This is a genomic window from Commensalibacter sp. ESL0382 (genome assembly GCF_009725775.1).
GTDB lineage: Bacteria > Pseudomonadota > Alphaproteobacteria > Acetobacterales > Acetobacteraceae > Commensalibacter > Commensalibacter melissae.
The window spans coordinates 646,351-667,491 of sequence record NZ_WNII01000011.1; the positions used below are offsets into that span (position 1 = coordinate 646,351).

Consider the following 21,141-nt stretch of genomic DNA (forward strand, 5'->3'; position numbering starts at 1 on the left):
TAATATTAATTCTTGTTTTTTTCACATTTCATATTTAGAATTTAATAATAAATATTTTAAATTTATGAATTCTAACGGTAAATTTTCACTATAAATCAAATATCATCACTAAATATGTCAAACAGAATATGTCTTTTTGCCTCTTATAATTTAACAGATGAACTTCTTCCCGACACAAAACATTTTTTAAGGCAACTTTATTTATGCGGATGGGAAACACATTTAGCCCTTTCCGGGAAAGAAAAAATTTCAAAGGATATACACGATTTTTGCCAAAAACATTCAATAACACCCCATTCTCGTCCTAATCAGGGACTGGATTTTGGAGCATGGCAAGATTTAATAATAAAAAAAGTTACCGATCATGCTGATTATATCCTACTAACTAATGACAGCATTTTTGGCCCCATATATCCCCTGCAGCCTGTTTTTAAAAAAATGTTTACCGAAAACTTGGATATATGGGGGATGGTTGATAGTTTTGAAGTGAACTGGCATTTCCAATCATGGTTTCTGTGTTTTAACCATACCACATTTTTTAATCCAGCAATTCAAGACTTGTTTATGCAACCATTCAAACAAATGGACAGACAGGCCATTATCCAGCAAGGTGAATTAAAGCTGGGACGCATTTTGCAATCAATTCCGGAAATTAAATGCAAAGCAGCTTGGTCACCAACAAAAACAAGACTTTTTAGAAATAAAAAAAACGTCAATCCCATGCACCTGGATTGGTATACTATCCTGCATTCTGATAACGTCCCTTTTATTAAAAAAGAACTCATCCGTGATAATCACTTTGGAATTTTCTGGCTAAACTATTACCGTACACTTCTGAAAAACAATCAATTTTTCAAATTAAACTATATTGACACCTATTTAAACAACCATACTAACCGACCGATGATCCCCCATACCGTATGGTGGAAACGGCTGAAATATCTTGCCATAACTTATGATACAAAACTTGCCTGGACATATTTCATAAAACAGGGTGTTTCTTGTTCTCCGCCACTTTAACACTGTTATAGATTTCAAATAATTCATCAGCCTGTTGTTCATAAGTCATAATATGATCCTTATATGGATTAAGATAGGCATCCAAAAAGGATGGTTGTTCCAGAAATCCTTCAATAACCTTTTTTAATTCTTCCGAACCATCATATAATGAAATATAGGTACCATTTATACCGTCCATAACATCCTCTGACTGGCCACCAGGATGGGTACACACAACCCAAACATCTCGTAGCAAAGCTTCCCTGACTGTCAGCCCATAGCTTTCTTTCCATTGGGAAGGAAAAAGCAATATATCTATTTCATTAAAGAAATCATCTTTTGAATTTTCATCATAGGGTGGAATAATGATAACCTTATCCTGCCCCTTCCAGGAATCTATATCAAATGATGAATATCCAAGATTGTTTTTGCTATCTACAATCGTCAATTTCCAGTTTTCATGTTTTAATGATGTAAATACGTCAAAAATGAGATTATAGCCTTTTATTATCTCATTTCCGGCAACGAAACCAAACCTCAAGACAGAACCCGCCATACGCTTTTTACGCAATTTTCTTGGACGGGAAACTCCGTTACGATTTACTATAATTTTATCGGGATCAACATCATTCACTATATAAAGCTGACGATGTGTTTCACTTGGACTTAATAACAACGAGGCTCCTTCAAGTGATTTTTTCATCATTTTCATTCGTTCTCTTAAATAGAAAACCTGGGGTTCACATGCCTGACAAATATTCAGGTCTATTTTTTCCTGAAAACAATATTTATGATTATTTTTAACCATAAATGTACGGTCACAAAGCCACCACGTGTCATGAAGAGTAATAATATAAGGAATATCTTTCAGTTGACATGAAGCAATCAAATGCAGTCCAAGATTTTGAATTGCATGAAAATGTACAATATCTGGTTGAACAGCCTGTAAAACCATTTCAAATGGATCCACAATTTCTGTATTATTGAATTCTTCAGATGGATATGATTGCGGTGAAATCTCTACTGAATAGACCAAGGATCCATTATCACAATAACGCCTTAATCCTTTATGTTGTGAAAAAGGTCGGGAGGTAAAAATTGCTATTTCAGTATTCTCTTTTTTTTGTATCCGACGGGACATTTCCTCTGCAACCATGGTGGCACCACCGTAAGAATATGGTGCATAATAAAGATTAACCACCAAAATCTTTAATTTATCCCTGACTTGTTTATTCGGTATTCCAAAAATAGGTTCAACCTGTTTTTTTAAAATTGTATCGGGAGAATAATCCTTTAAGACATCATAATAAGCCTGTCGTCCTAAACGTTGACGTAACTGGGAGTTCCCAGCCAGTAAACATATTTTTTCCTTCCATTCAGATGTCGAATTAGCAATAAAGCCATTTTCACCATCCCGAATTATTTCTTTGAAATTCTTTCGGGGAGAACAAACAGAGACAATACCTAAAATGGATGCCTCTAAAAATTTAATATTGCTTTTAGCATCATTAAAGGCAATATCTTCCAACGGTGCTATGGCTATATCAGCATGTGCCAATAATTTCATGTATTGATCATAGGACCGAAAAGAAAAATAACAGATCCGGTTTTTGAAATCCTCAAATTGATTTGGTAATTCAAGTTCCCCTATTATCCATAATCTTAATTTTTTTTCATGAATAAGTGCCGAAATAATTCCATCGGCCGCAATCAGAAAATCAGCATTATGAGTTTTAGTCCCGGATCCATAAAGAACAATTATTTCATCTTTTTTCTTAAGATCACCATCTATTTCCAATTTACGTGGATAAAGGTCTGAAGCAATTCGTAAAGTATTTTGATCCAGGGCATTTTCTATAACCTTAACTTCATGAACTCCAACCTGTCGTATATTTTGTGCCAAAGAGGATGTAGAGGCAATTGCATGATCACAAGCCAATAACGCTTTACGGAATAATCCTGATCCAAAAAGTAATAAATCCAACTCCTCTTTGGGTAAATACTTCATAAACCCGCATTGTAAATATAATTTTTTATCAAATATTAAATCATCAACTTCCCACCAGGTTTTTAAACCCAATCGTTTAGCCTCAGAAATCTGATCCAAAACATTTTGAAAAGCAGGAACCCTGTAAAAAATCACTTCTTTACAAATTTGTAAGACTGACAAAACCTCACTTTGATTTCTCCAGTCAACAATTCTGCATTGCCATCCCAATTTTTCAAAATATTCTTTTTTTTGCTGTACACGATATTTATAACATTGTGGTAACGTAACTTCCGCAACAATTAAAATTAGATGTGATTGATTAAACTGTTGGTTTTCAAAAAATTTGTAATGAATAATAAAATTATTTTTTTCATTTATTATAAATTGTCTACAATTAATTTTTTTAAAAATTTTTTCAAGTATATTTACACAACGATCTATTCCAAAATAGACGATCTTTATAAACTTTTTTACAGGAATAATATTTTCCAGCCGATCTATGACTTTCCTATAATATTCTATACGAGCATGTAAATTTGAAATACGATTTTTATAATGCTGTAATTGAGCAATTTGTAAATTCAATATTCTGAAGGTTAAATGATATTCATCAATAAGCCGGTTTTTTTTTTTAATTTCAGCCTTTAGATATTCAATATCATTTTCTTTTTTATACATAAATTACAACTGGCTAGTGAAAATAATGATCATAATAACAGAAAAGCTTACTATTTATAAAATAGCAAGCTTTTCGAAAAAACCAAATATAGATCTAGTCTTTTATTTTTTTACTGGATCATTGATATAAGTAAACTGTGTCCCTTTAAGATCCTTAACTGAAACACCTTGCAGAATCAATTGATGGTTACCAAGATCAAGAACAGCATTTCCTTTATCATCCTGATGTGCATTCTGAAGAATACGATCAACATCACTTCTATTAAATCCGTAGTTGAGGAATTCAACCATATTATTTTTGGATTTGGAGAAGTCGGTAATTAATGTCTTACCACCCTGATCTGTATCTTTAGTAAAGATAAACAAGTTGTTACCTTCACCACCGGTCAATGTATTTGAGCCAACACCACCAACCAGAGTATCATTACCAGCACCACCAACACCAAGTAGTTGCGTTGTAGCACCCTTGGTTGAATCAGAGTAAATCAAGAGATTCGAAGAAGATGTCGAACCATCCAATGTCTGGTTTCCACCACCGCCAGCGACAAGTAGAACTGGATTATTTGGATCATTAACATCTTTTGCTGTCAGGTGGAAGTTTAACCCATCCGCACCAAATATTTGAGTTTGTGTAGTTATATTCTGCCCACCAGTTAGGGTAACATTCGTATTGCCTGTACCATTGAAGAACTTGAAACTACCATTGATATTGAATGTGTTGTTAACACCATGAATTACATCAAAATTATCCGTAGAAGCTGTAATCGTGTTGTTTTGACCACCCAAAAATTCGTTACGGTTATGATTGTTATTATGACCATCATTAGAAGCGGCATTGAATGTAACATTGCCCGCGTTACCACCAATAACAGTACTGCCACCCCCAACAGTGATAACGTTATTGCTACTTACATCATTGATAAGACTATTGTCACCAATATTGATCAATGAATGACCGCCACGAATGGTAATAGAATTAAAACCACCATTAGGCGCGGTGATTGTATCCTGTCCATCCGAAGTAACCTGGTTATTACCTGTTCCCAAGGTTATCTTATTCTTGCCGGCACCCGCATTTATGACATTATTTCCTGAACCGGAGGCAATGGTATCATCTCCGTCACCGGTTGCTATTTGCCATCTACCACCCTCTTGATCGTTACCGATAAAATTGATTGGATGATCCTTGGATCCGCCAGCAAATTGCCCACTTTCCTTGCCCGCCTTATAAGTGACTTGACCATCAATCCCCGCCAATACACGAACGTACTGATTGGCGCTCATTGCTGAATTTACCGTTACGGGTTCATTTAGGAATCTAAAGTTATTTGCATCAAATTTATCATTGGCATCAAGTTTCTGTCCGTCCTTGATTAGCGTTCCAACGGTAATGAAATTAACGCCATCCTTAACGTTATAAACACCTCCGTTCCTGATAACGCCGTCAAATAAAAGATTTGATCGTGATGCTAATGGAGAAATATCATCCCCGTTATAAAAATTAGTAACATCAATATCTCTGTCAGTTTTATAATAATGACTTACAATATCATCTCTGATTTGATTAGCCAGTGCTAAGGCCTGAGAACCATCTACAGTCACAGCTATAGAAGAATCTGAACCACCTGGAACCGTTATAATTGCCATCTCTACTTTACTCTAAAATATCCAAATTATTATAATTTATCAAAATTAATTCTACTTTGTTAAAAAAGTAAAATATTACTTAAAAATTGTCAAATTTATTTTTTACTTGCAACATTGTATGTTGTAACAAAACACTAATGTTAAATCAAACTTAAAAACAAATCGTTTATTCAATTTTATGATAGGATTATGACCTTAAAATCATACTTTGTATACTTCAAATATACAATATTATTGTAACATAATTCATATAGTTAATCAATTCCAGGCTTATATATCATGATAAAAAATCAACCTTTACAAGAAAAAGAGACGAGTTCATTAAAAGATCTCTTAAAAAACGATAATGAGAATCTGTTTTTTCATATTCCCTTTCTAAAAAATGAAATTCATCACCATTATTCTATTCTCGTATGGTTGATAACAAACCTAAAACCAAAAAAAATTGCAATATTTGATAATGATATTGAAAGAATCATTCATAAGAATATATGCGAAATTATTGACAGTTTTGAACTATCCAGTCAATGTTTCAGTGAAAAACAAAAGAAAGAAAGCCCCTGTTCATATCCGAACACCTTGTTACCCATCAAACCTGATATTTCCGATTACGATTGTATTTTCATCAACAGTCTGAACCAATCCCTTAAAAAAGCACCCATTATAAATTCGCTATATGAAAAACTTCCTGAGAATACCACGATTGTTATTGATAATATCTTTAGCGATCATTCAATTGCCAAGGAAAACTCCTCGATCATAACAGCATGGCAGACACAATATCCCCATTTTGATTTTTATCATTATTCTGGACTGACCATTCTCTACACTGGTACAGCGGTTCCTTTTTCGTTAAAAAATCTCTTTGACCTCAGTTACTCACCTGTTCTGGCACAACGATTCCAAAAAAAATGTGCTTTTTTTGACCAATATTGGTCGATGTATAACTCACTGGATAAAAAAAACGAAGCATCAACGCCATCTCTATTTCTGGAATCAAAAATTGAACAAAATTTATTGGGCAGAAAACTTCAATATTCTGAAAAGGAAATTGCAAATCAAACCCAAAAAATCAGGGAAAAAAACAAGATATTAAAAGATTTAACCAATCAGGTTGCCAAAAATGGATGTAATAAAAAATTAATATCTATTAAAAATTTATATCCAAAAAGTATATCTGAAATAATCTATAGACAATTAAAAAGAAAAACTCCTGTATTCGTCAAAAAATATATCAAAAACAAAATAAAAATGGATATAGATGCTCCTAATTTTATAAATGTAATTAAAAGAAAATTTTATAAAGAAAATAACATTATCGGAAATTCCCTTCCAAATTCTAACTCTTTACATTCAATGGATAGCCTGAATTACTTTGCCAGGCCTGATTACAATTCCTATAATCCCATAAGAAAAATTCTTTTTGTTGCTGGAGAACCCGATACACCGGGTGTAATTTATCGTTGTTATCGTAATGCCAAAGCTTGCATTATGGCCGGCCATGAAGCTAAGGTTTCAAACGCGGCTGATGTTAGCGTTAACGATATACAATGGGCTGATATCATCATTTTATGGCGTGTTGAGTTTAGCGGTCACATTGATGGAATTCTGAAACTAAGCAAGGAATATAATAAATTAACCGCCTTTGATGTCGACGATATTGTCTTTAAACCCCATTTTGCCCATATTGAGATCATAGATGGTATACGTACCATTGGTACAACCGAGGCAAAAACGGCCCATACATTTCACAACATGCGTCAGACCCTCATGCGTTCAGACTTTGCGATTGCAACTACAAAAGAAATGCGTGAACATATGGCGCAGGAACTTATTCCTAGACATGCCGGCCCATTAATATATACCCTACCCAATATTTTTGATGATGAATGCGTAAAATTATCACGATTTGCCGCCCGTATTGTTCAAGCAACAAAAAATGATGATTACATCCGGATTGGCTATGCAAGCGGCACCCGAACACATCAGCGTGATTTTGCCCTTGTCATACCTGCACTCATTTCAATTTTTCAACAACGTTCCAATGTACGCCTTGTTTTATTCAGGGAACCCGTAAACCACCGTCCCATTTTGCATATGAATGAATTTCCGGAACTGAAAAATTATGAAAATTTCATCGAGTGGCGCGATACCGTACCTTTAGAAAAACTTCCCCAAGAATTGGCAAGATTTGATATCTCAATTGCCCCATTGGAAATTGACAATGTTTTCTGCAATGCAAAAAGTGAGCTTAAATATTTTGAAGCTGCATTGGCAAATGTCTGTTCAATCGTTTCACCAACCCAACCCTTGAAACGATGCATTCAACACGGCGTCACTGGATATCTGGCATCTACCGCGAAAGAATGGGAAGAATATTTACTATCGCTTATTGACAATAAAACACTTAGAAAAGAAATGGCGCAAAATGCATATCATGCCGTTTTATGGAATTTCAGTTTGCAACGTCAATCCAAACTTTGCGATACAATGCTTTTAAGTTTGGTTAATGAAAAAGGCGCAGCACAGGCAGCGGAAACTATTATTTCACGCAAAAACTATAACCCTCGCAATTTGCCCGTCATTCCACACAGCAACATTCTTTTTGAACATGATAACTTGCGGGAATCTGAGGTAACGGTTGTCATTACTTCCTATAACTATCAGCAATATATACTGGAGGCACTGGAGTCCGTTTTTATTCAGACATTAAAGGATATTGATTTGATTATTGTTGATGATGGTTCGTCTGACGAATCAATCACCCTAATTCTTGAATGGTCAATAAATCACAAGCATCGATTCAATCGATTGCAAATCCATCAATCAGTAAATAATGTCGGTTTGGGAGGCGCACGAAATATTGGTATTGCAGCCAGTGAAACACTGTATTCCATGCAATTGGATGCGGATAACCGTTTAATGCCTGACACATGTGAAAAATTATTGCAGGCCATACAGAATACGAATATTGGTTATGCCTATCCAGAAATACAGCATTTTGGCGCAGGAGAGGCCATTGGAGGGCACGTTCCCTTTAATCCCCTACGCCTCACCGTCGGAAACTATATTGACGCAATGGTTCTTATTGCCAAATGGGCCTGGGCTGCAGCTGGTGGATTTTATGTAAAACGGGATGCAATGGGGTGGGAGGATTTTGATATGTGGTGCTCCCTTGCTGAAATGGGTATCAGCGGAAAACAGGTAACCAATACTATTGCTGAATATAGGGCACATTTTGCATCAATGACCAATGTACTCACTGAACAAAATACCCACAAACCCAAGGTTGTTTCTCATCTTGAAAATAGACATCCTTGGCTTGACCTGGTTTATCCCGAAATTTCACCCTGGAATAAAAAACAATAATTTCTTAAACTCATTTAATATTATTAATAAATAGTTAGTAACTACATTAAATTACTTATAATATTTTAATATAAAATCACTAAAATAAAATATTACATTTTAGTGATTTTAAAACAACAAATAAAAAAAATAAAATTATTGAATAGATAAGATTTTTATTTACGCTAATATTGTTTTTAATAAATAACTATTAAGGAGCGTAATAATGGATTATCAAAATAATAATATAAATAAAAAAAGAATATGCTGGGGAAGTATTATTGCTGGTATTTTTACAGTTCTGGCAGTATTTTTTCTTCTTTTTATTTTGGGAAGCAGCCTGGGTGTTTCAATGCTGTCTCCTAAATCCGATGATATTATTAATGGTGCAGGAACAACAGTTTTAATCTGGACTGTGGTTTCAATTATCCTCAGCCTTGCATGTGGCGCTTTTGTGACTGGACGCTTGGCTGGCGTAAATGGCCTCATTCATGGGTTTCTTGTTTGGGCCACTTCGCTTATTTTATCCATTATTATTGGATGCATGATTTTAAGTTCCATCCTTACCATGATCGGGGGAACAATCGGAACAGTGACCTCATCTACAGGTTCCCTATTAAGCGGCATTGGTTCTGCATCCCAAAATGGTATTTCAGGAATTTTTGATCTTAGCAAAAACACTCTGAAAAATTTTGATTTCAAATCAAATGCGAATAATCAACAACTTAATCAAAATGTGATAGAGGCTTTGAAAAAAAGTGATATTCCAGCTTTACATCCAGACTATCTATCCTCACAATTTAAGGAAGTTAAAAAAGAAGCCAAAAATGCTATCAAGGAAATTAGCATCAACCCAAATAATTCCGACAAGATTCTTTCTGATTTAATAAGCCATCTCAAAACCCGTACCGAAAACATCTATCAGTCCATTGATCGTAATGATGTAGAAAAGGCAATTGCCAATAATACTAATTTAACCCCTAAAGAGGCAGAACGTTCGGTTGACAATATTATTGCCATGCATAACCAGGCAGTACAAGAAGCAAACAATAAATTGAATGATTTGCAAAACAATCTTCAGGAAGCAAAAGAACAATTAAACACATGGAAAGAACAGGCTAAAGAAAAAGCGGATATGACTGTCAAAGCCATCGCACGTCTTTCATTCTGGTCTTTTATCGCCTTGCTAGTTGGTGCACTGGTTAGTACCGCTTGTGGATTATTGGGGCAAAGAACCGTTTGCAGAAAACTAGAAAATCAAACTACTGATAATGAGCATCATAATTATAATCACTAAATAACAATATCGCTTATCCTTAAAAAATAACCAAAAAACTAGTATTTCCAAAAATACTAGTTTTTTTACTTTTTAAACCTTTTGAACAAAATCAATCGAAAGGAACATTTTCAAGTTCTCTTAACCATATATTCGCATTTCCATCTGAAGGGGCACGCCAATCTCCCCGTGGAGAAAGACTTCCTCCCGCAAGAATCTTGGGACCATTTGGCATGGCTGATCGTTTGAATTGGCTAAAAGCAAAAAACCGTTTAATGAATATTTCCAGCCAATGCCTAATTTCACATAAATTATAATCGGTTTTTTTTGTATCAGGATAACCTGCAGGCCAGCTCCCCTTACGTGAATTTGACCATATATGATAGGCCAAAAAAGCAATTTTTGAAGGTTTTAGACCATATCTTAGAAAATAATATAAATTAAAATCTTGCAATGCGTATGGTCCAATTATTGATTCAGTACTTTGAATGGATTTTGCATCTTTTGCAGGAATGAGTTCTGGCGAGATTTCAGTATTCAAGATTTCCTGCAAAACCCTGCCAGTTTCCTCTGAAAAAAATCTGGATTGAACAACCCATCGTATCAAATGTTGAATTAATGTTTTGGGTAACCCGGCATTGACATGATAATGGGACATTTGATCCCCTACGCCATAAGTACACCATCCCAGCGCCAGTTCTGATAGATCCCCGGTCCCAACAACAATACCATTATGCAGATTGGCCAGACGAAACAGATAATCTGTTCTTAATCCCGCCTGGACATTTTCAAAGGTGATATCGTATACAGGCTTATTTTCTGCATAAGGATGTCCTATATCTTTTAACATTTGTCTGGCTGTATCAGAAATATCCAAGCATTCCCAATGAATACCAAGGCTTTTCATCAATGATTCGGCATTATTTTTCGTCTCTTTGCCTGTTCCGAATGCCGGCATTGTATACCCATAAATAGACTGTCGATCCATTTCGAGATCGTCAGCAGCCTGTACAGCAACCAGCAAAGCCTGTGTCGAATCAAGTCCTCCAGAAACACCAATGATCATTCGCTGGGCTTTGCTGGCTTGAATACGTTGTTTCAATGCTGAAACCTGAATCATGTAGGCTTCATAACAGTCCTGTTCCAACCGATGGACTTCCGAAGGGACAAAGGGAAAACGTTCCAAGGGACGTTGAAGCCCTATGGTGTCATTTGAAGGTTGCAATTTGAATGCAATCAAACGATAAGGTGGGTGTTTTTCATAGCACTGATGAAATGTTCCGCGTTGCAACCGTTCCTGACGTATCAAATCAAGATCAATATCTGCATATAGAAAATTATCGCCTTTTGGAAAACGCTCTGTTTGCGCCAGAAGTTCACCATTTTCAAAAATTGACAATTGTCCGTCCCAGGCAAGATCCGTTGTAGATTCACCATTTCCTGCAGCAGTATATAGATAAGCGCAAATTCCACGTGAGGATTGCGTTTGACACAACAAAGAACGCTGATCCGCTTTACCTACAGTTATGTTACTTGCCGAAAGATTGGCAATCACGGTGGCACCAGCCATACAGGCATAACTACTTGGGGGAATTGGTACCCACAAATCTTCGCAAATCTCCGTCCCTATAAGCAAATCGGGATAATCCTCTGCTTTAAAAAGCAGATCAACACCAAAAGGAACGTTCTGTTTGTTAAAAACTATGGACTCATTGACAATCAATTGCCCATCAACAAATTGTCTGGCCTCATAAAATTCCCGGTAACCAGGTAAATAGGATTTGGGAACTACTCCCAGAATCTTACCTTTATGAATAACAACCGCACAATTATACAAAGCACCCTTAAAAACAACAGGAGCTCCAAATATGAGAACAGGCATAAGGGATTGGCTTGCATCACATATCAGTTCAATAGTTTCCTTAACAGCACTTGACAGGCTGTCCTGTAACCTGAGATCCTCAATTGAATATCCCGTCAGAGACAATTCAGGAAAAACACAAAGTGCAACACATTCCTGATGGGCCTTTAAAGCCAGTTGAATTATTTTCTCGCTGTTCGAATAAGGATCTGCCAAACAGACTGTAAAATTGCATAATCCCACCCGGGCAAGGTTATGTTTATACAACGAGTAAAAATTTTTCAAGAAGAATCTCACATACTAAATATAATTTAAGGATCTAGAAATATATTCTACGATTATGTCTTTCTTCAACCAACCGCCAAATCAATATAGCAAATAAGAAGAGGGAATATAATCCGTTTACCATTGTCAAAGAAACTGGCAGCCAAGAAAAAGGATAAGAGGCGACATCACAGGGTTTGCCTGGACGATCCGGCATAGCGCCAAGCCGATCGGCAAGATTGTCCGTTGCGACAAGATTGGCGCTACACTCAGGTAACGGACTTGCCCACCATCCCTGTTCCACCCCAATATGTAAACAGGAAATGCCAATACTCATCAACAAAACCATAAATCCAACCCATAAAATCAAGGTCAAATATCGTGTTGGAATAAAAATACCCAAAATACCCAAAATAATCAGAAAACGATATGGCCATCTTTCCAATAAACACAAACCACAGGGAACCATATGCAAAACATGCTGTAAAAACCACGCTGCACCAATAGCAAATGCGCCTGCCAATATAAAGAAAATTGCGGTAATCGTTTTCATATAATATTTATTATAATTGGTCACGACTGATACCTAGACTGGTTTACACATGAATGATGAACGGTTAAATATGAAATGGACTTTATAAAAAAGCGAGTTTACCATATTTTTTTTAATGTTGCGATTGCAAAGACTTCTCTAACGAATTTTCAATTGATTCTGAAGATTGCTCAACAGGGTGCTGTATATTTTTTTCATCTTTTTTTTGAACCTTTTGGGAATCATTCATTGAATTACCCGCACAGCCAACAACACTTATATTATATAGAGGATGCTCAAAAACAGCTATTCCAGGTTCAGATAAAAACATCCATGAGGCAAAATGAATAGATGTTAATTTTGTGTCTGTTACTTGAAGAAATGCGGCACTATCAAAAGGTGTTGAGGGAGGACGTATTACACAATTAAGAGCCTCGATTGTCAGGGTCTGGTATCGCACTGATTGTCCAACCGGTATATTTAAAATTTCAGTATGGGCTTCAAGTTTATTCAAAATTCGAACAACAGCTTCGGATTGTCTTATCCACTGTTCAGCAACATTGGGATTTTGTTTTGCTGATTTACTGGTTTCAGCCAAACTGTTTGAAATATTACCTATTCCCAGTATGACAACAGCTAAACAGCAAAAATATTTTTTCATTTTACCGGACTCCGTAATTGATCAACCATATCTTTTAGAAAATCCCGCATGAATTCCTCATCCACTCCAATCAGCAATGCGTCCTCAAATACATCCTGCATATATTGTGTTAACTCGGTTTTGTTTTCTTCCAGAATTTTTAATTTTTCTTTGCAGGTTACAGGTTTTCCATCAGATTGAGGCCAGTTTAATGAAGATGTTTGAACTTCTGCTTTCATCTTAACCAACCCTTAAATTCTTAAACTAGTCAATGTAATTCATTATTATGGAATTGATCAGCAGAATTGTCCGCCTTTTTCTTTTCATTCTTACTCATATTATCTGTAACAGAGAAAATAAATTTGCTTAAAAGCTGTTGCAAACTGATAGCCCCTTGGGTATGGGTCAGAAACTGACCAGGTTTAAGAACCGTTTCATCACCACCTGGAGAAAGATCAATATATTTTCCACCTAGCAGACTATCACTTGTAATAATTGCCGCCGTATCAACTGGTAATTTTACATCTGGCCGAACCGTAAAAGTTACAACCGCATTAAATCTTTTTGGGTCAACTTTTTCCTGAATAACTTGACCTACACTCACCCCTGCCAATTTTACGTCTGAACCGACTTCCAGCCCGTCAATCTGGCTAAACGATGCGCATAACGGATACCCTCCAATATTTTTCTGCCCATGTCCAATAATGGCCATGATAACAGCAACAACAAAAACAACCAACACTATCAAACCTGTGACAAGTTCAATTATTTGCTGTGTTTTTTGAGAGGGCATCAATACCATGAACTATCTTTTCAACTAAGCCTCAGGAACCCAGCTTTCATAATCACCCGTAGCCTTGGCTCGTTGACCACCGGCATAATCGCTCCCTTGTGGATGATAAGCCTTGGCTGTTCCGGTTAAATTGGAATGATAGGGAATTTGCCAGGGATGACGCTTTGATACCGGAACTGGTGCATCCGCCTCATAATGTAGCCAGACCCACCACTCTGGGGGAACCGCGGAGGGATCATCACCTTTTTTATAAATAACCCACCGCTCACGACGACGTTCACCTCCGCCAAGACGGTTTAGTTTGCGAGATTCATAATAGGAACGTCCATCAGAATCTTTTCCGACCAAACGTCCTTTTAAAAGTGTGTGTAAACGCGTTCCAAGTGTTGTCATAATATAATTCAAACAAAATAATTATGTAGTATCTTTATCAAATAACTTCTAACAACCATATACCTTTTTTCCATAAAAATCACAAAAAAAATTAAATTGGATTCTAATTAGACCGAATAATCAAAAGATTACACGCTAAGATAAATAAAAAATTGAAAACAAATTTAACCGGAATTTTATCCACAATATCCACTGAATACAGATACCTGTATAACTTTTTACCTATTTATTCAGCTTATCGACATTCCAAAAAAAATGTAAACTTGATTATTATGAACACAAGACATATTTGGAATGGCGTCAGGATGCGTAATCTGCAAGCCGCGATTGATCCCGACGCATCTCTTTATTCAGTAACCATGCCCGCTCGATGGGAGGATCAAACTGCAACAGCGATCTTACAGTTATGCTCATCCTATCAACTGGAATCCTCCTCTGTTAAAACAGATCAGATCACTGCCAACTGGTTATTGCCTCTTTGTGATCATGCGGCAAATGCAGGGATAAAAAATTGGACAGTTTCTGACTGGGAAACAATTCTGCTAAACCAACAGGCCTGTCCCAATCAACGTATTTGGCAAAATGACAACAGTCAAAAACCCGCCTTTACCATAAATTTGGCTGCCTTTGCGTCAACTGAAACAGGGTTTGACGCGCATTCTTATCGGAAAGTTCTGCAAATTGTTATCGATAGTATCCGTATTCTCTATAAGCAACAGTTCAATTTCATTAACAGTGAGCTCCCCTTTCCAGATTTGCAGATTTCCCCAAAGCAAAAGCCTGTAGATTCTGAAAATGCAGAATCATATCACAATATTGCCGGGACAATTTATCTTACCAATTTAGATGCCTGTCTTGCACAACTCGGTCTGGAATATGACAGTATCCAAGGACGGGATGTGGCTTGTTGCCTTACCTGTTTTGCAACCTTACTCTCAACTGCGGGTTGTGGATCTGATTATCTTCCCTTGTCACCAGACTGGAATGCATTACCAGAATTAACTAGCCTTGCCAAAGAAATATGGAGTCTTGCCTCTGAGGAAAAAACTTTGCCTCTGCCCAGGATAGAAACCAGTTTCTCAATTCCCGGACCTGAAGATCTATTTCTAGGATCAGAAGCATGTGGACTTGCCCCCATATTTTCCCCTGTTACCGAAGACGGACATCTGGCAATAAGTACTATTGCGCGAATGGCAAAACAAAAACTAACTCCTGAAAGTGCACTGGCTGCAACCCTATCGGGAAATTTGATACTTCAACCCCCTTCTCATCAGGCGCATTGCGCAATGCATCAGGCATTGATCGGTTTTACAACTTCAATGCCCCCCCGTCCCCATCCAATGGAATATCCCCTCGCTTCAAAAACCATATTACCCCGGGGAATTCGAGAACCTCTTCCACCACGTCACAAAGGAATTACACAAAAAGCGAGTATTGCTGGACGTGGATTGTTTTTGCGTACAGGTGAATACGAAGATGGCAAGCTTGGTGAGATATCGATTACGCCTTTAAAAGAAAATGCCATGGTTAAAGGTTTGTTAGACAGCCTTGGCCAGGCTGTCAGTATTGGTTTGCAATATGGGGTTCCTTTAAAGGAATTCGTTTCCGCATTTGCCTATAGCCGCTTCGGCATTGCCGGAACCGTTGAAGGGGATCCGGGAGCGATTTACGCGACCTCGTTTCTGGATTATAGCTTCCGGCTATTATCAGATGTTTATTTAAACCAGCCTTTACCTGACGCACCTAATAATTTACAGTCTGATGAGGAAAAACTCCCCATGCTGCCTTTGGATCTACCAGAGGAAGAAATGAATCAATCTCACTCTTCCCCACGGAAACATTCAAAATTCAAACTTGTAAGCTGAGAAAGGATCAAGACATGTCATCTATTGAGGAACGCATTGCCAAACTTGGAATTCAACTTCCTACCCCGACAGCCCCTGTTGCAAATTATCTTCCTGCAATCAAAACCAATAATTCCCTGATTATTTCTGGTCAACTTCCTTTTATAGACGGGAAACTTTATGCAACCGGAAAGTTGGGCGCTACCATTGACCTTAAAACTGGGCAACAAGCAGCCCGCTATTGCATGATCAATATTTTGGCACAGGCCAAGGCCGCTATTGGACAGTTAAATGAAATCAGCAAATTAATCCGCCTGGGGGGGTTCATTGCCAGCATACCGGAATTTACCCAGCAGGCTGTTGTCATGAATGGAGCATCAGATCTAGCTGTAGAAATTTTTGGAGACAAAGGACGACATGCACGTTCTGCCTTTGGTGTAGCATGTTTACCAATGGATGCCTGTGTTGAGGTTGAAGCTTGGTTTGAATTGAAATAAATCTATTCTGCCAGTTGATCTATACGAGTATAATAATTAATTATACTCTGTATATATATCTGGTATGCATTTAAAATGCAATCAGCATACCGATTTACGGTTATTATCTAACTAAATATCAAAATAACTTTTTATATCTCGACATACAATTGTTTTAGATCTACAACTTGCTGAGAGATTACCTTTTTAATATCGAAAAAATTCATTATTCATTTTATCAGGTGCATCTAAATTTGTAAAAAATCTATATACCCTGCCATTTGCAAGAATGACTATACGAGCTTCCGTTACTGAAAAATACCGTGAATTTGTGAGGCCTGTATTTATATTAAGATCATCGCCAATTTTTTACATTCAATTAAAATTTGATTTTTTTCATCTTTTAAGGTCACAAAATCCATCTTTTCATCCATTTTAACACCGTATCTGCAATTATATTCCTGCATAACCCCAAGATGACTGAATACGTCATGCTCCAGAATCATCTGGGCAAAGGGAAGGATAAAAAAGTTTTTGGTGATTTCTTCTGTCTGCGTTAATAAACCCTGCCACTTAATTTTATTCACATTCCATTTTGAATTTTCTCCATTTAGATCATTTGAATGCAACAATTTAATAATCATAAACTATTAAATTTATCAATTTCTATACAACAAATTGATAAATGAAGAAAATTAATAACTAGCTATCTCACAAATCATCAGTCCCGATAGCCATATCATCCATCGAGCCTTCACCAATAATACCAGAATGCTCACGAATACGTTGCTCAATAACCTGACTTATCTCCGGATGCTCTCGCAAGAACTGCTTTACATTTTCCCGGCCCTGACCAATACGCTGACTGTCATAAGAAAACCATGAACCCGCTTTTTCAATAATCCCTGCTTTTACACCCAGATCTATCAATTCTCCCATCTTACTAATTCCTTCTCCATACATAATGTCGAATTCAACCTGCTTGAAAGGAGGAGCCATTTTATTTTTAACCACCTTAATCCGCGTCTGGTTTCCTGTGATTTCGTCCTTTTCCTTCACCTGACCGATACGACGAATATCCATACGTACAGAAGAATAGAACTTCAATGCATTTCCGCCTGTAGTTGTTTCTGGTGATCCAAACATAACACCAATCTTTTGACGAATTTGATTGAGGAAAATCAGACAGGTATTGGAACGAGAAACAGATCCGGTCAATTTTCTTAAAGCCTGGCTCATCAAACGGGCATGTAATCCAACATGATTGTCCCCCATATCCCCTTCCAACTCTGCACGGGGAACCAATGCCGCCACACTGTCCACTACCAAGACATCAATAGCGCCAGAACGAACCAAAGTATCCGCAATTTCCAATGCCTGTTCCCCGGCATCAGGTTGAGAGATGAGCAAATTATCAATATCAACGCCGAGCTTACGCGCATAAATGGGATCAAGAGCGTGTTCGGCATCCAAAAATGCACATGTACCACCCTTTTTTTGAGCCTCGGCTATAATATGCAATGCCATTGTTGTTTTCCCGGAACTTTCTGGACCATAGATTTCAACTATACGTCCACGAGGGACACCACCAATTCCTAAAGCAATATCCAGACCAATCGAGCCTGTTGAAATTGCTTCCACTTGAACGACAGACTGCTCTCCCATCTTCATGATTGAACCTTTACCAAAGGCACGTTCAATCTGAGACAAAGCTCCTTCTAATGCTTTATTCTTGTCCATTATTTTTAGAATTTCCTTATAAATAAATAACGTGGGGACCGTAAATTCTCAGATTAACCCCAGTTAAACATTTATTGCTGCTTTTGAAGATTTTAAAAGATAAAAATACAATATTTACATTTACAATATTGGTATTTTTATCAAAATATCAATGATCCATAACAGCAATAATTATCTTAACGGCTAATTGCCAATCCCATACCATTTGGATCTGTATAAGCATGACATTGCCTGTCATTTCCTGGCAACCCATCAGAACAATAAACGGCATTTACCCGTCCTTTTGAGCCGCTCGAATTCGATAATGAAACACCCTTTTCCCGTTTATTTCCTTGTTTGTTCAAAAAAGAATTCATGGTCACGGCAGCCTCTTGCGCCGCATCATTCTGTCCAGAGGCAGAAACTCCTGCAATAAAACGCTGTTTATACGTTGAAATCGATCCTGTTAACAAAGGTGGCGGCAGCTGGCGAGGAGACGCAGCCATGACGATACCGGTTGTTCCAGAAATACGTCCTGTACCAAATAAATTATTCATGGTTAAGGCACAAGAAACGGCTCCCCCATCACGATCAACAACTACAAAAGATGTAGATGCAGGCAATGCTGGCAAACTGCCGCTGCCCGCCTTCCCATTATCAAGCCAGTCTTGAGCTTTTTTTGTCATTCCTTCAATGGATGACTTCAAATAAGTAGAACTGTTTTCTGCACGCCATTTTGCAACTGTACCCTGGGCAACATCATCCCTATTTTGTCCATTATGCATCGCCATTGCCATACCCAGACCTCCATCTGCAGGAGGAGATAAAAAATATGTAATATTTTGTCCTTGTGTCAAAGACAAAGCTGAGGTTTGAACAGGCAGGGCATTTCTAAAGTCCTCGTTATACAACCCCCCTCCCGCAATCTGGGATCCCAAGGCATAACTTCTTGCAAGAGAACCAATATAAAGATCTGCAATACCTGCACTAATCAATCGGTCATAAATAATCTTTAAACGAGGCTGATATAGAATATCCCCAGCCTTAAGAGGAAGTCCATTTGCGTTTGTAAATGCTCTCTGCATGGCAGAATCTTCAAATAAGGGCTGCTGAACAGCTGCCAGATCACTCGCCAACGTGTCAGAAACGGGAGCACCATTTCCTGCCAAATTACCAACCAACCGTAAAATATCATTAATATCTGACTTGCCGTAACTTGCTTGTAATAAATATAATCCTCTTGCCATCATTGGAATCGCAGCTGGACGATCACTATTACTGGAAGGTTTTCTTCCTGCCTGAGGAAGGAAAATAATTGACTGTGCCGGCTGTCCGGGATGATACGCCAGACATGCTCCACCTCCTCCCAGCGAGGCACGGGAAGGCAAAGTTACTGTCAATGCCATACCTAGGGCCGTAGCTGCATCAGCCGCATTTCCCCCACGAATCAGGATATCCCGCGCCAACATGGCGGCTTGTGGTTCATCTGCAGCAACGCTCCCCACATATCCTGTTACACGATGATTCAAATTTGCAGATTTTGATAGTTTTTTCTCGTGATGATCCCCACCACATGCCGTTATTGAAAATGCCAAGGCCAAACCACAAACAGCCTTCTTAAACAAAACTATCTTTTGCCTTGATCCGTCCCTGAATTTTTGAGTAAATTTTGTTGTCTTTGCCTCAACACGACCTTTTGAAATTTGATAACGTTTTGACACGTGGCAGCGCTCCACTTAAAAAATCAATAATACCATAATAGGGTTCGAAAGTTATATTTAACTCAAATTATCAAGCCATACTCTATCGAGATTCATTTTATATCACAACAATTACAATTCTGTATAATATTATCCATCCATATGATAAAATCCCAATTTTACCAATCGGAAAACGCTTTATGAAAAAATTATCCTTTCGTCCTTTGATGACAGGTTCATTACTCTCCTGTCTTATCTCTTTCCCTGTCATTGGTCATAGTGAAGATCCAGCAGCAACTTTCTCATCCCAACAACGTAAAGAAATCATTTCCATTGTCAGACAGGCTCTAAAAGATGATCCAACCCTATTAGAAACTGGAATTCAAACCCTGATGAAAAAGAAAGAGCAACAACGCGCTTCACTTTCTACCCAGACAATAAAAGAGAAAAAAGGATTACTGTTACGTCAGCTACCCACTGACGGACTGATGGGCGATCCAAACGCAGCTACAACCATTACTGAATTTTACGATCCAAATTGTGGATACTGTAAAAAAATGCTGCCTATTTTAATCGATCTGGTCAAAAAACATAAGGATGTCAAGATAATCTTAAAAGTCATTCCCATCCTTTCTGAAAACAGCAAATTGCAGTCTCAGGCCATAATTGCGGCAACTAGACAAAACAATTATGTTGCAATGATGCGCTCCTTGATGACCAGTCAGGAAGATATCAACCTTAATACTATCAAATCTATTGCACAGAAACTTAAACTGAACGCCGATCAATTGGTAATCGATATGAAAGCGGATTCCGTCACCAACGCTTTAAACGGCAACCTTCAATTAACTCATGATCTTGGTATTGAAGGTACTCCAGCCTTGATCATTAATGGTGAACATATCATTCAAGGTGCAATAAGCTATGACAATCTTGAACAAGTTATTGATAAACTTAATAAATAATATCATAGCTAAACTA

General features: G+C 37.4%; 17 protein-coding genes. 6 read left to right on the forward strand and 11 right to left on the reverse strand.

Annotated elements, in window-relative coordinates; translation table 11 throughout:
* Positions 1 to 114: 114 nt before the first annotated feature.
* Positions 115 to 1,020: a rhamnan synthesis F family protein gene (locus GM552_RS07165; RefSeq protein WP_155565844.1), complete on the forward strand. Its 906-nt coding sequence runs from the start codon at positions 115 to 117 to the stop codon at positions 1,018 to 1,020.
* On the opposite strand, the gene GM552_RS07170 is transcribed toward GM552_RS07165, so the two are convergent.
* Complete coding sequence (locus GM552_RS07170; RefSeq protein ID WP_155565845.1) at positions 983 to 3,667, reverse strand: glycosyltransferase; 2,685 nt, start codon at positions 3,665 to 3,667, stop codon at positions 983 to 985. The two genes, GM552_RS07165 and GM552_RS07170, sit on opposite strands and share 38 nt — an antisense overlap.
* A 102-nt stretch (positions 3,668 to 3,769) precedes the next feature.
* Positions 3,770 to 5,314, reverse strand: a complete 1,545-nt coding sequence (locus GM552_RS07175) for a hypothetical protein (RefSeq protein WP_155565846.1) — start codon at positions 5,312 to 5,314, stop codon at positions 3,770 to 3,772.
* 279 nt (positions 5,315 to 5,593) lie between these two features.
* Between GM552_RS07175 and GM552_RS07180 the strand changes: the two genes are divergently transcribed.
* Together GM552_RS07180 and GM552_RS07185 are read left to right on the forward strand one after the other, a co-directional pair.
* Positions 5,594 to 8,683: a glycosyltransferase gene (locus tag GM552_RS07180; RefSeq protein WP_155565847.1), complete on the forward strand. Its 3,090-nt coding sequence runs from the start codon at positions 5,594 to 5,596 to the stop codon at positions 8,681 to 8,683.
* Positions 8,684 to 8,888: 205 nt separating this feature from the next.
* A complete protein-coding gene (locus GM552_RS07185) occupies positions 8,889 to 9,959 on the forward strand; it encodes a TIGR04086 family membrane protein (protein ID WP_155565848.1) in 1,071 nt (356 codons plus the stop codon).
* A gap of 91 nt (positions 9,960 to 10,050) precedes the next feature.
* Here GM552_RS07185 and GM552_RS07190 read toward each other — a convergent pair whose 3' ends face one another.
* The 6 genes from GM552_RS07190 to GM552_RS07215 all read right to left on the reverse strand — a co-directional run bounded on the left by GM552_RS07190 (position 10,051) and on the right by GM552_RS07215 (position 14,421).
* Positions 10,051 to 12,084, reverse strand: a complete 2,034-nt coding sequence (locus GM552_RS07190) for an NAD(+) synthase (RefSeq protein ID WP_155565849.1) — start codon at positions 12,082 to 12,084, stop codon at positions 10,051 to 10,053.
* A gap of 34 nt (positions 12,085 to 12,118) precedes the next feature.
* Positions 12,119 to 12,640, reverse strand: coding sequence for a disulfide bond formation protein B (locus tag GM552_RS07195; protein ID WP_347401044.1), 522 nt, complete (start codon positions 12,638 to 12,640; stop codon positions 12,119 to 12,121).
* An 88-nt stretch (positions 12,641 to 12,728) separates the two neighbouring features.
* On the reverse strand, positions 12,729 to 13,256 hold the full coding sequence (locus tag GM552_RS07200) for a DUF2155 domain-containing protein (RefSeq protein WP_155565850.1): 528 nt from the start codon (positions 13,254 to 13,256) through the stop codon (positions 12,729 to 12,731).
* Entirely contained in the window at positions 13,253 to 13,474 is a 222-nt protein-coding gene (locus GM552_RS07205) for a hypothetical protein (protein WP_155565851.1), read from the reverse strand. Before GM552_RS07205 ends, GM552_RS07200 begins: the two co-directional genes overlap by 4 nt.
* A gap of 29 nt (positions 13,475 to 13,503) precedes the next feature.
* Positions 13,504 to 14,028 (reverse strand): outer membrane lipid asymmetry maintenance protein MlaD, encoded by a 525-nt coding sequence (gene mlaD, locus GM552_RS07210; RefSeq protein WP_230882774.1) that lies wholly within the window; start codon positions 14,026 to 14,028, stop codon positions 13,504 to 13,506.
* A gap of 24 nt (positions 14,029 to 14,052) precedes the next feature.
* The gene (locus GM552_RS07215; RefSeq protein WP_155565853.1) at positions 14,053 to 14,421 is read right to left on the reverse strand and encodes an NADH-ubiquinone oxidoreductase subunit NDUFA12 family protein; all 369 of its coding nucleotides are present in this window, start codon (positions 14,419 to 14,421) and stop codon (positions 14,053 to 14,055) included.
* A 305-nt stretch (positions 14,422 to 14,726) separates the two neighbouring features.
* Between GM552_RS07215 and GM552_RS07220 the strand changes: the two genes are divergently transcribed.
* Entirely contained in the window at positions 14,727 to 16,286 is a 1,560-nt protein-coding gene (locus GM552_RS07220) for a vitamin B12-dependent ribonucleotide reductase (protein WP_155565854.1), read from the forward strand.
* A gap of 14 nt (positions 16,287 to 16,300) precedes the next feature.
* Positions 16,301 to 16,762 carry a RidA family protein gene (locus GM552_RS07225; RefSeq protein WP_155565855.1) on the forward strand — a complete coding sequence of 154 codons (462 nt, stop codon included), beginning with the start codon at positions 16,301 to 16,303 and terminating at the stop codon, positions 16,760 to 16,762.
* Between the two features lie 323 nt (positions 16,763 to 17,085).
* Here the strand turns inward: GM552_RS07225 and GM552_RS07230 are convergent, their stop codons facing one another.
* The 3 genes from GM552_RS07230 to GM552_RS07240 form a co-directional block, all read right to left on the reverse strand.
* Positions 17,086 to 17,328 (reverse strand): hypothetical protein, encoded by a 243-nt coding sequence (locus tag GM552_RS07230; RefSeq protein ID WP_155565856.1) that lies wholly within the window; start codon positions 17,326 to 17,328, stop codon positions 17,086 to 17,088.
* Positions 17,329 to 17,452: 124 nt separating this feature from the next.
* Positions 17,453 to 18,481, reverse strand: coding sequence for a recombinase RecA (recA, locus tag GM552_RS07235; protein ID WP_110438496.1), 1,029 nt, complete (start codon positions 18,479 to 18,481; stop codon positions 17,453 to 17,455).
* A 176-nt stretch (positions 18,482 to 18,657) separates the two neighbouring features.
* The gene (locus tag GM552_RS07240; RefSeq protein ID WP_370533608.1) at positions 18,658 to 20,181 is read right to left on the reverse strand and encodes a gamma-glutamyltransferase; all 1,524 of its coding nucleotides are present in this window, start codon (positions 20,179 to 20,181) and stop codon (positions 18,658 to 18,660) included.
* Positions 20,182 to 20,360: 179 nt separating this feature from the next.
* Here GM552_RS07240 and GM552_RS07245 point away from each other — a divergent pair, with 179 nt between their 5' ends.
* Positions 20,361 to 21,125 (forward strand): DsbA family protein, encoded by a 765-nt coding sequence (locus GM552_RS07245; RefSeq protein ID WP_155565857.1) that lies wholly within the window; start codon positions 20,361 to 20,363, stop codon positions 21,123 to 21,125.
* Positions 21,126 to 21,141: the final 16 nt, after the last annotated feature.

Bases quoted from the DNA above. Each gene is read 5' to 3' on its own strand.
- GM552_RS07175 (WP_155565846.1), bottom strand. From the start codon at position 5,314: ATGGCAATTATAACGGTTCCAGGTGGTTCAGATTCTTCTATAGCTGTG.
- GM552_RS07170 (WP_155565845.1), bottom strand. From the start codon at position 3,667: ATGTATAAAAAAGAAAATGATATTGAATATCTAAAGGCTGAAATTAAA.
- GM552_RS07180 (WP_155565847.1), top strand. From the start codon at position 5,594: ATGATAAAAAATCAACCTTTACAAGAAAAAGAGACGAGTTCATTAAAA.
- recA (WP_110438496.1), bottom strand. From the start codon at position 18,481: ATGGACAAGAATAAAGCATTAGAAGGAGCTTTGTCTCAGATTGAACGT.
- mlaD (WP_230882774.1), bottom strand. From the start codon at position 14,028: ATGCCCTCTCAAAAAACACAGCAAATAATTGAACTTGTCACAGGTTTG.
- GM552_RS07220 (WP_155565854.1), top strand. From the start codon at position 14,727: ATGCGTAATCTGCAAGCCGCGATTGATCCCGACGCATCTCTTTATTCA.
- GM552_RS07165 (WP_155565844.1), top strand. From the start codon at position 115: ATGTCAAACAGAATATGTCTTTTTGCCTCTTATAATTTAACAGATGAA.
- GM552_RS07200 (WP_155565850.1), bottom strand. From the start codon at position 13,256: ATGAAAAAATATTTTTGCTGTTTAGCTGTTGTCATACTGGGAATAGGT.
- GM552_RS07185 (WP_155565848.1), top strand. From the start codon at position 8,889: ATGGATTATCAAAATAATAATATAAATAAAAAAAGAATATGCTGGGGA.
- GM552_RS07225 (WP_155565855.1), top strand. From the start codon at position 16,301: ATGTCATCTATTGAGGAACGCATTGCCAAACTTGGAATTCAACTTCCT.
- GM552_RS07245 (WP_155565857.1), top strand. From the start codon at position 20,361: ATGAAAAAATTATCCTTTCGTCCTTTGATGACAGGTTCATTACTCTCC.
- GM552_RS07205 (WP_155565851.1), bottom strand. From the start codon at position 13,474: ATGAAAGCAGAAGTTCAAACATCTTCATTAAACTGGCCTCAATCTGAT.
- GM552_RS07215 (WP_155565853.1), bottom strand. From the start codon at position 14,421: ATGACAACACTTGGAACGCGTTTACACACACTTTTAAAAGGACGTTTG.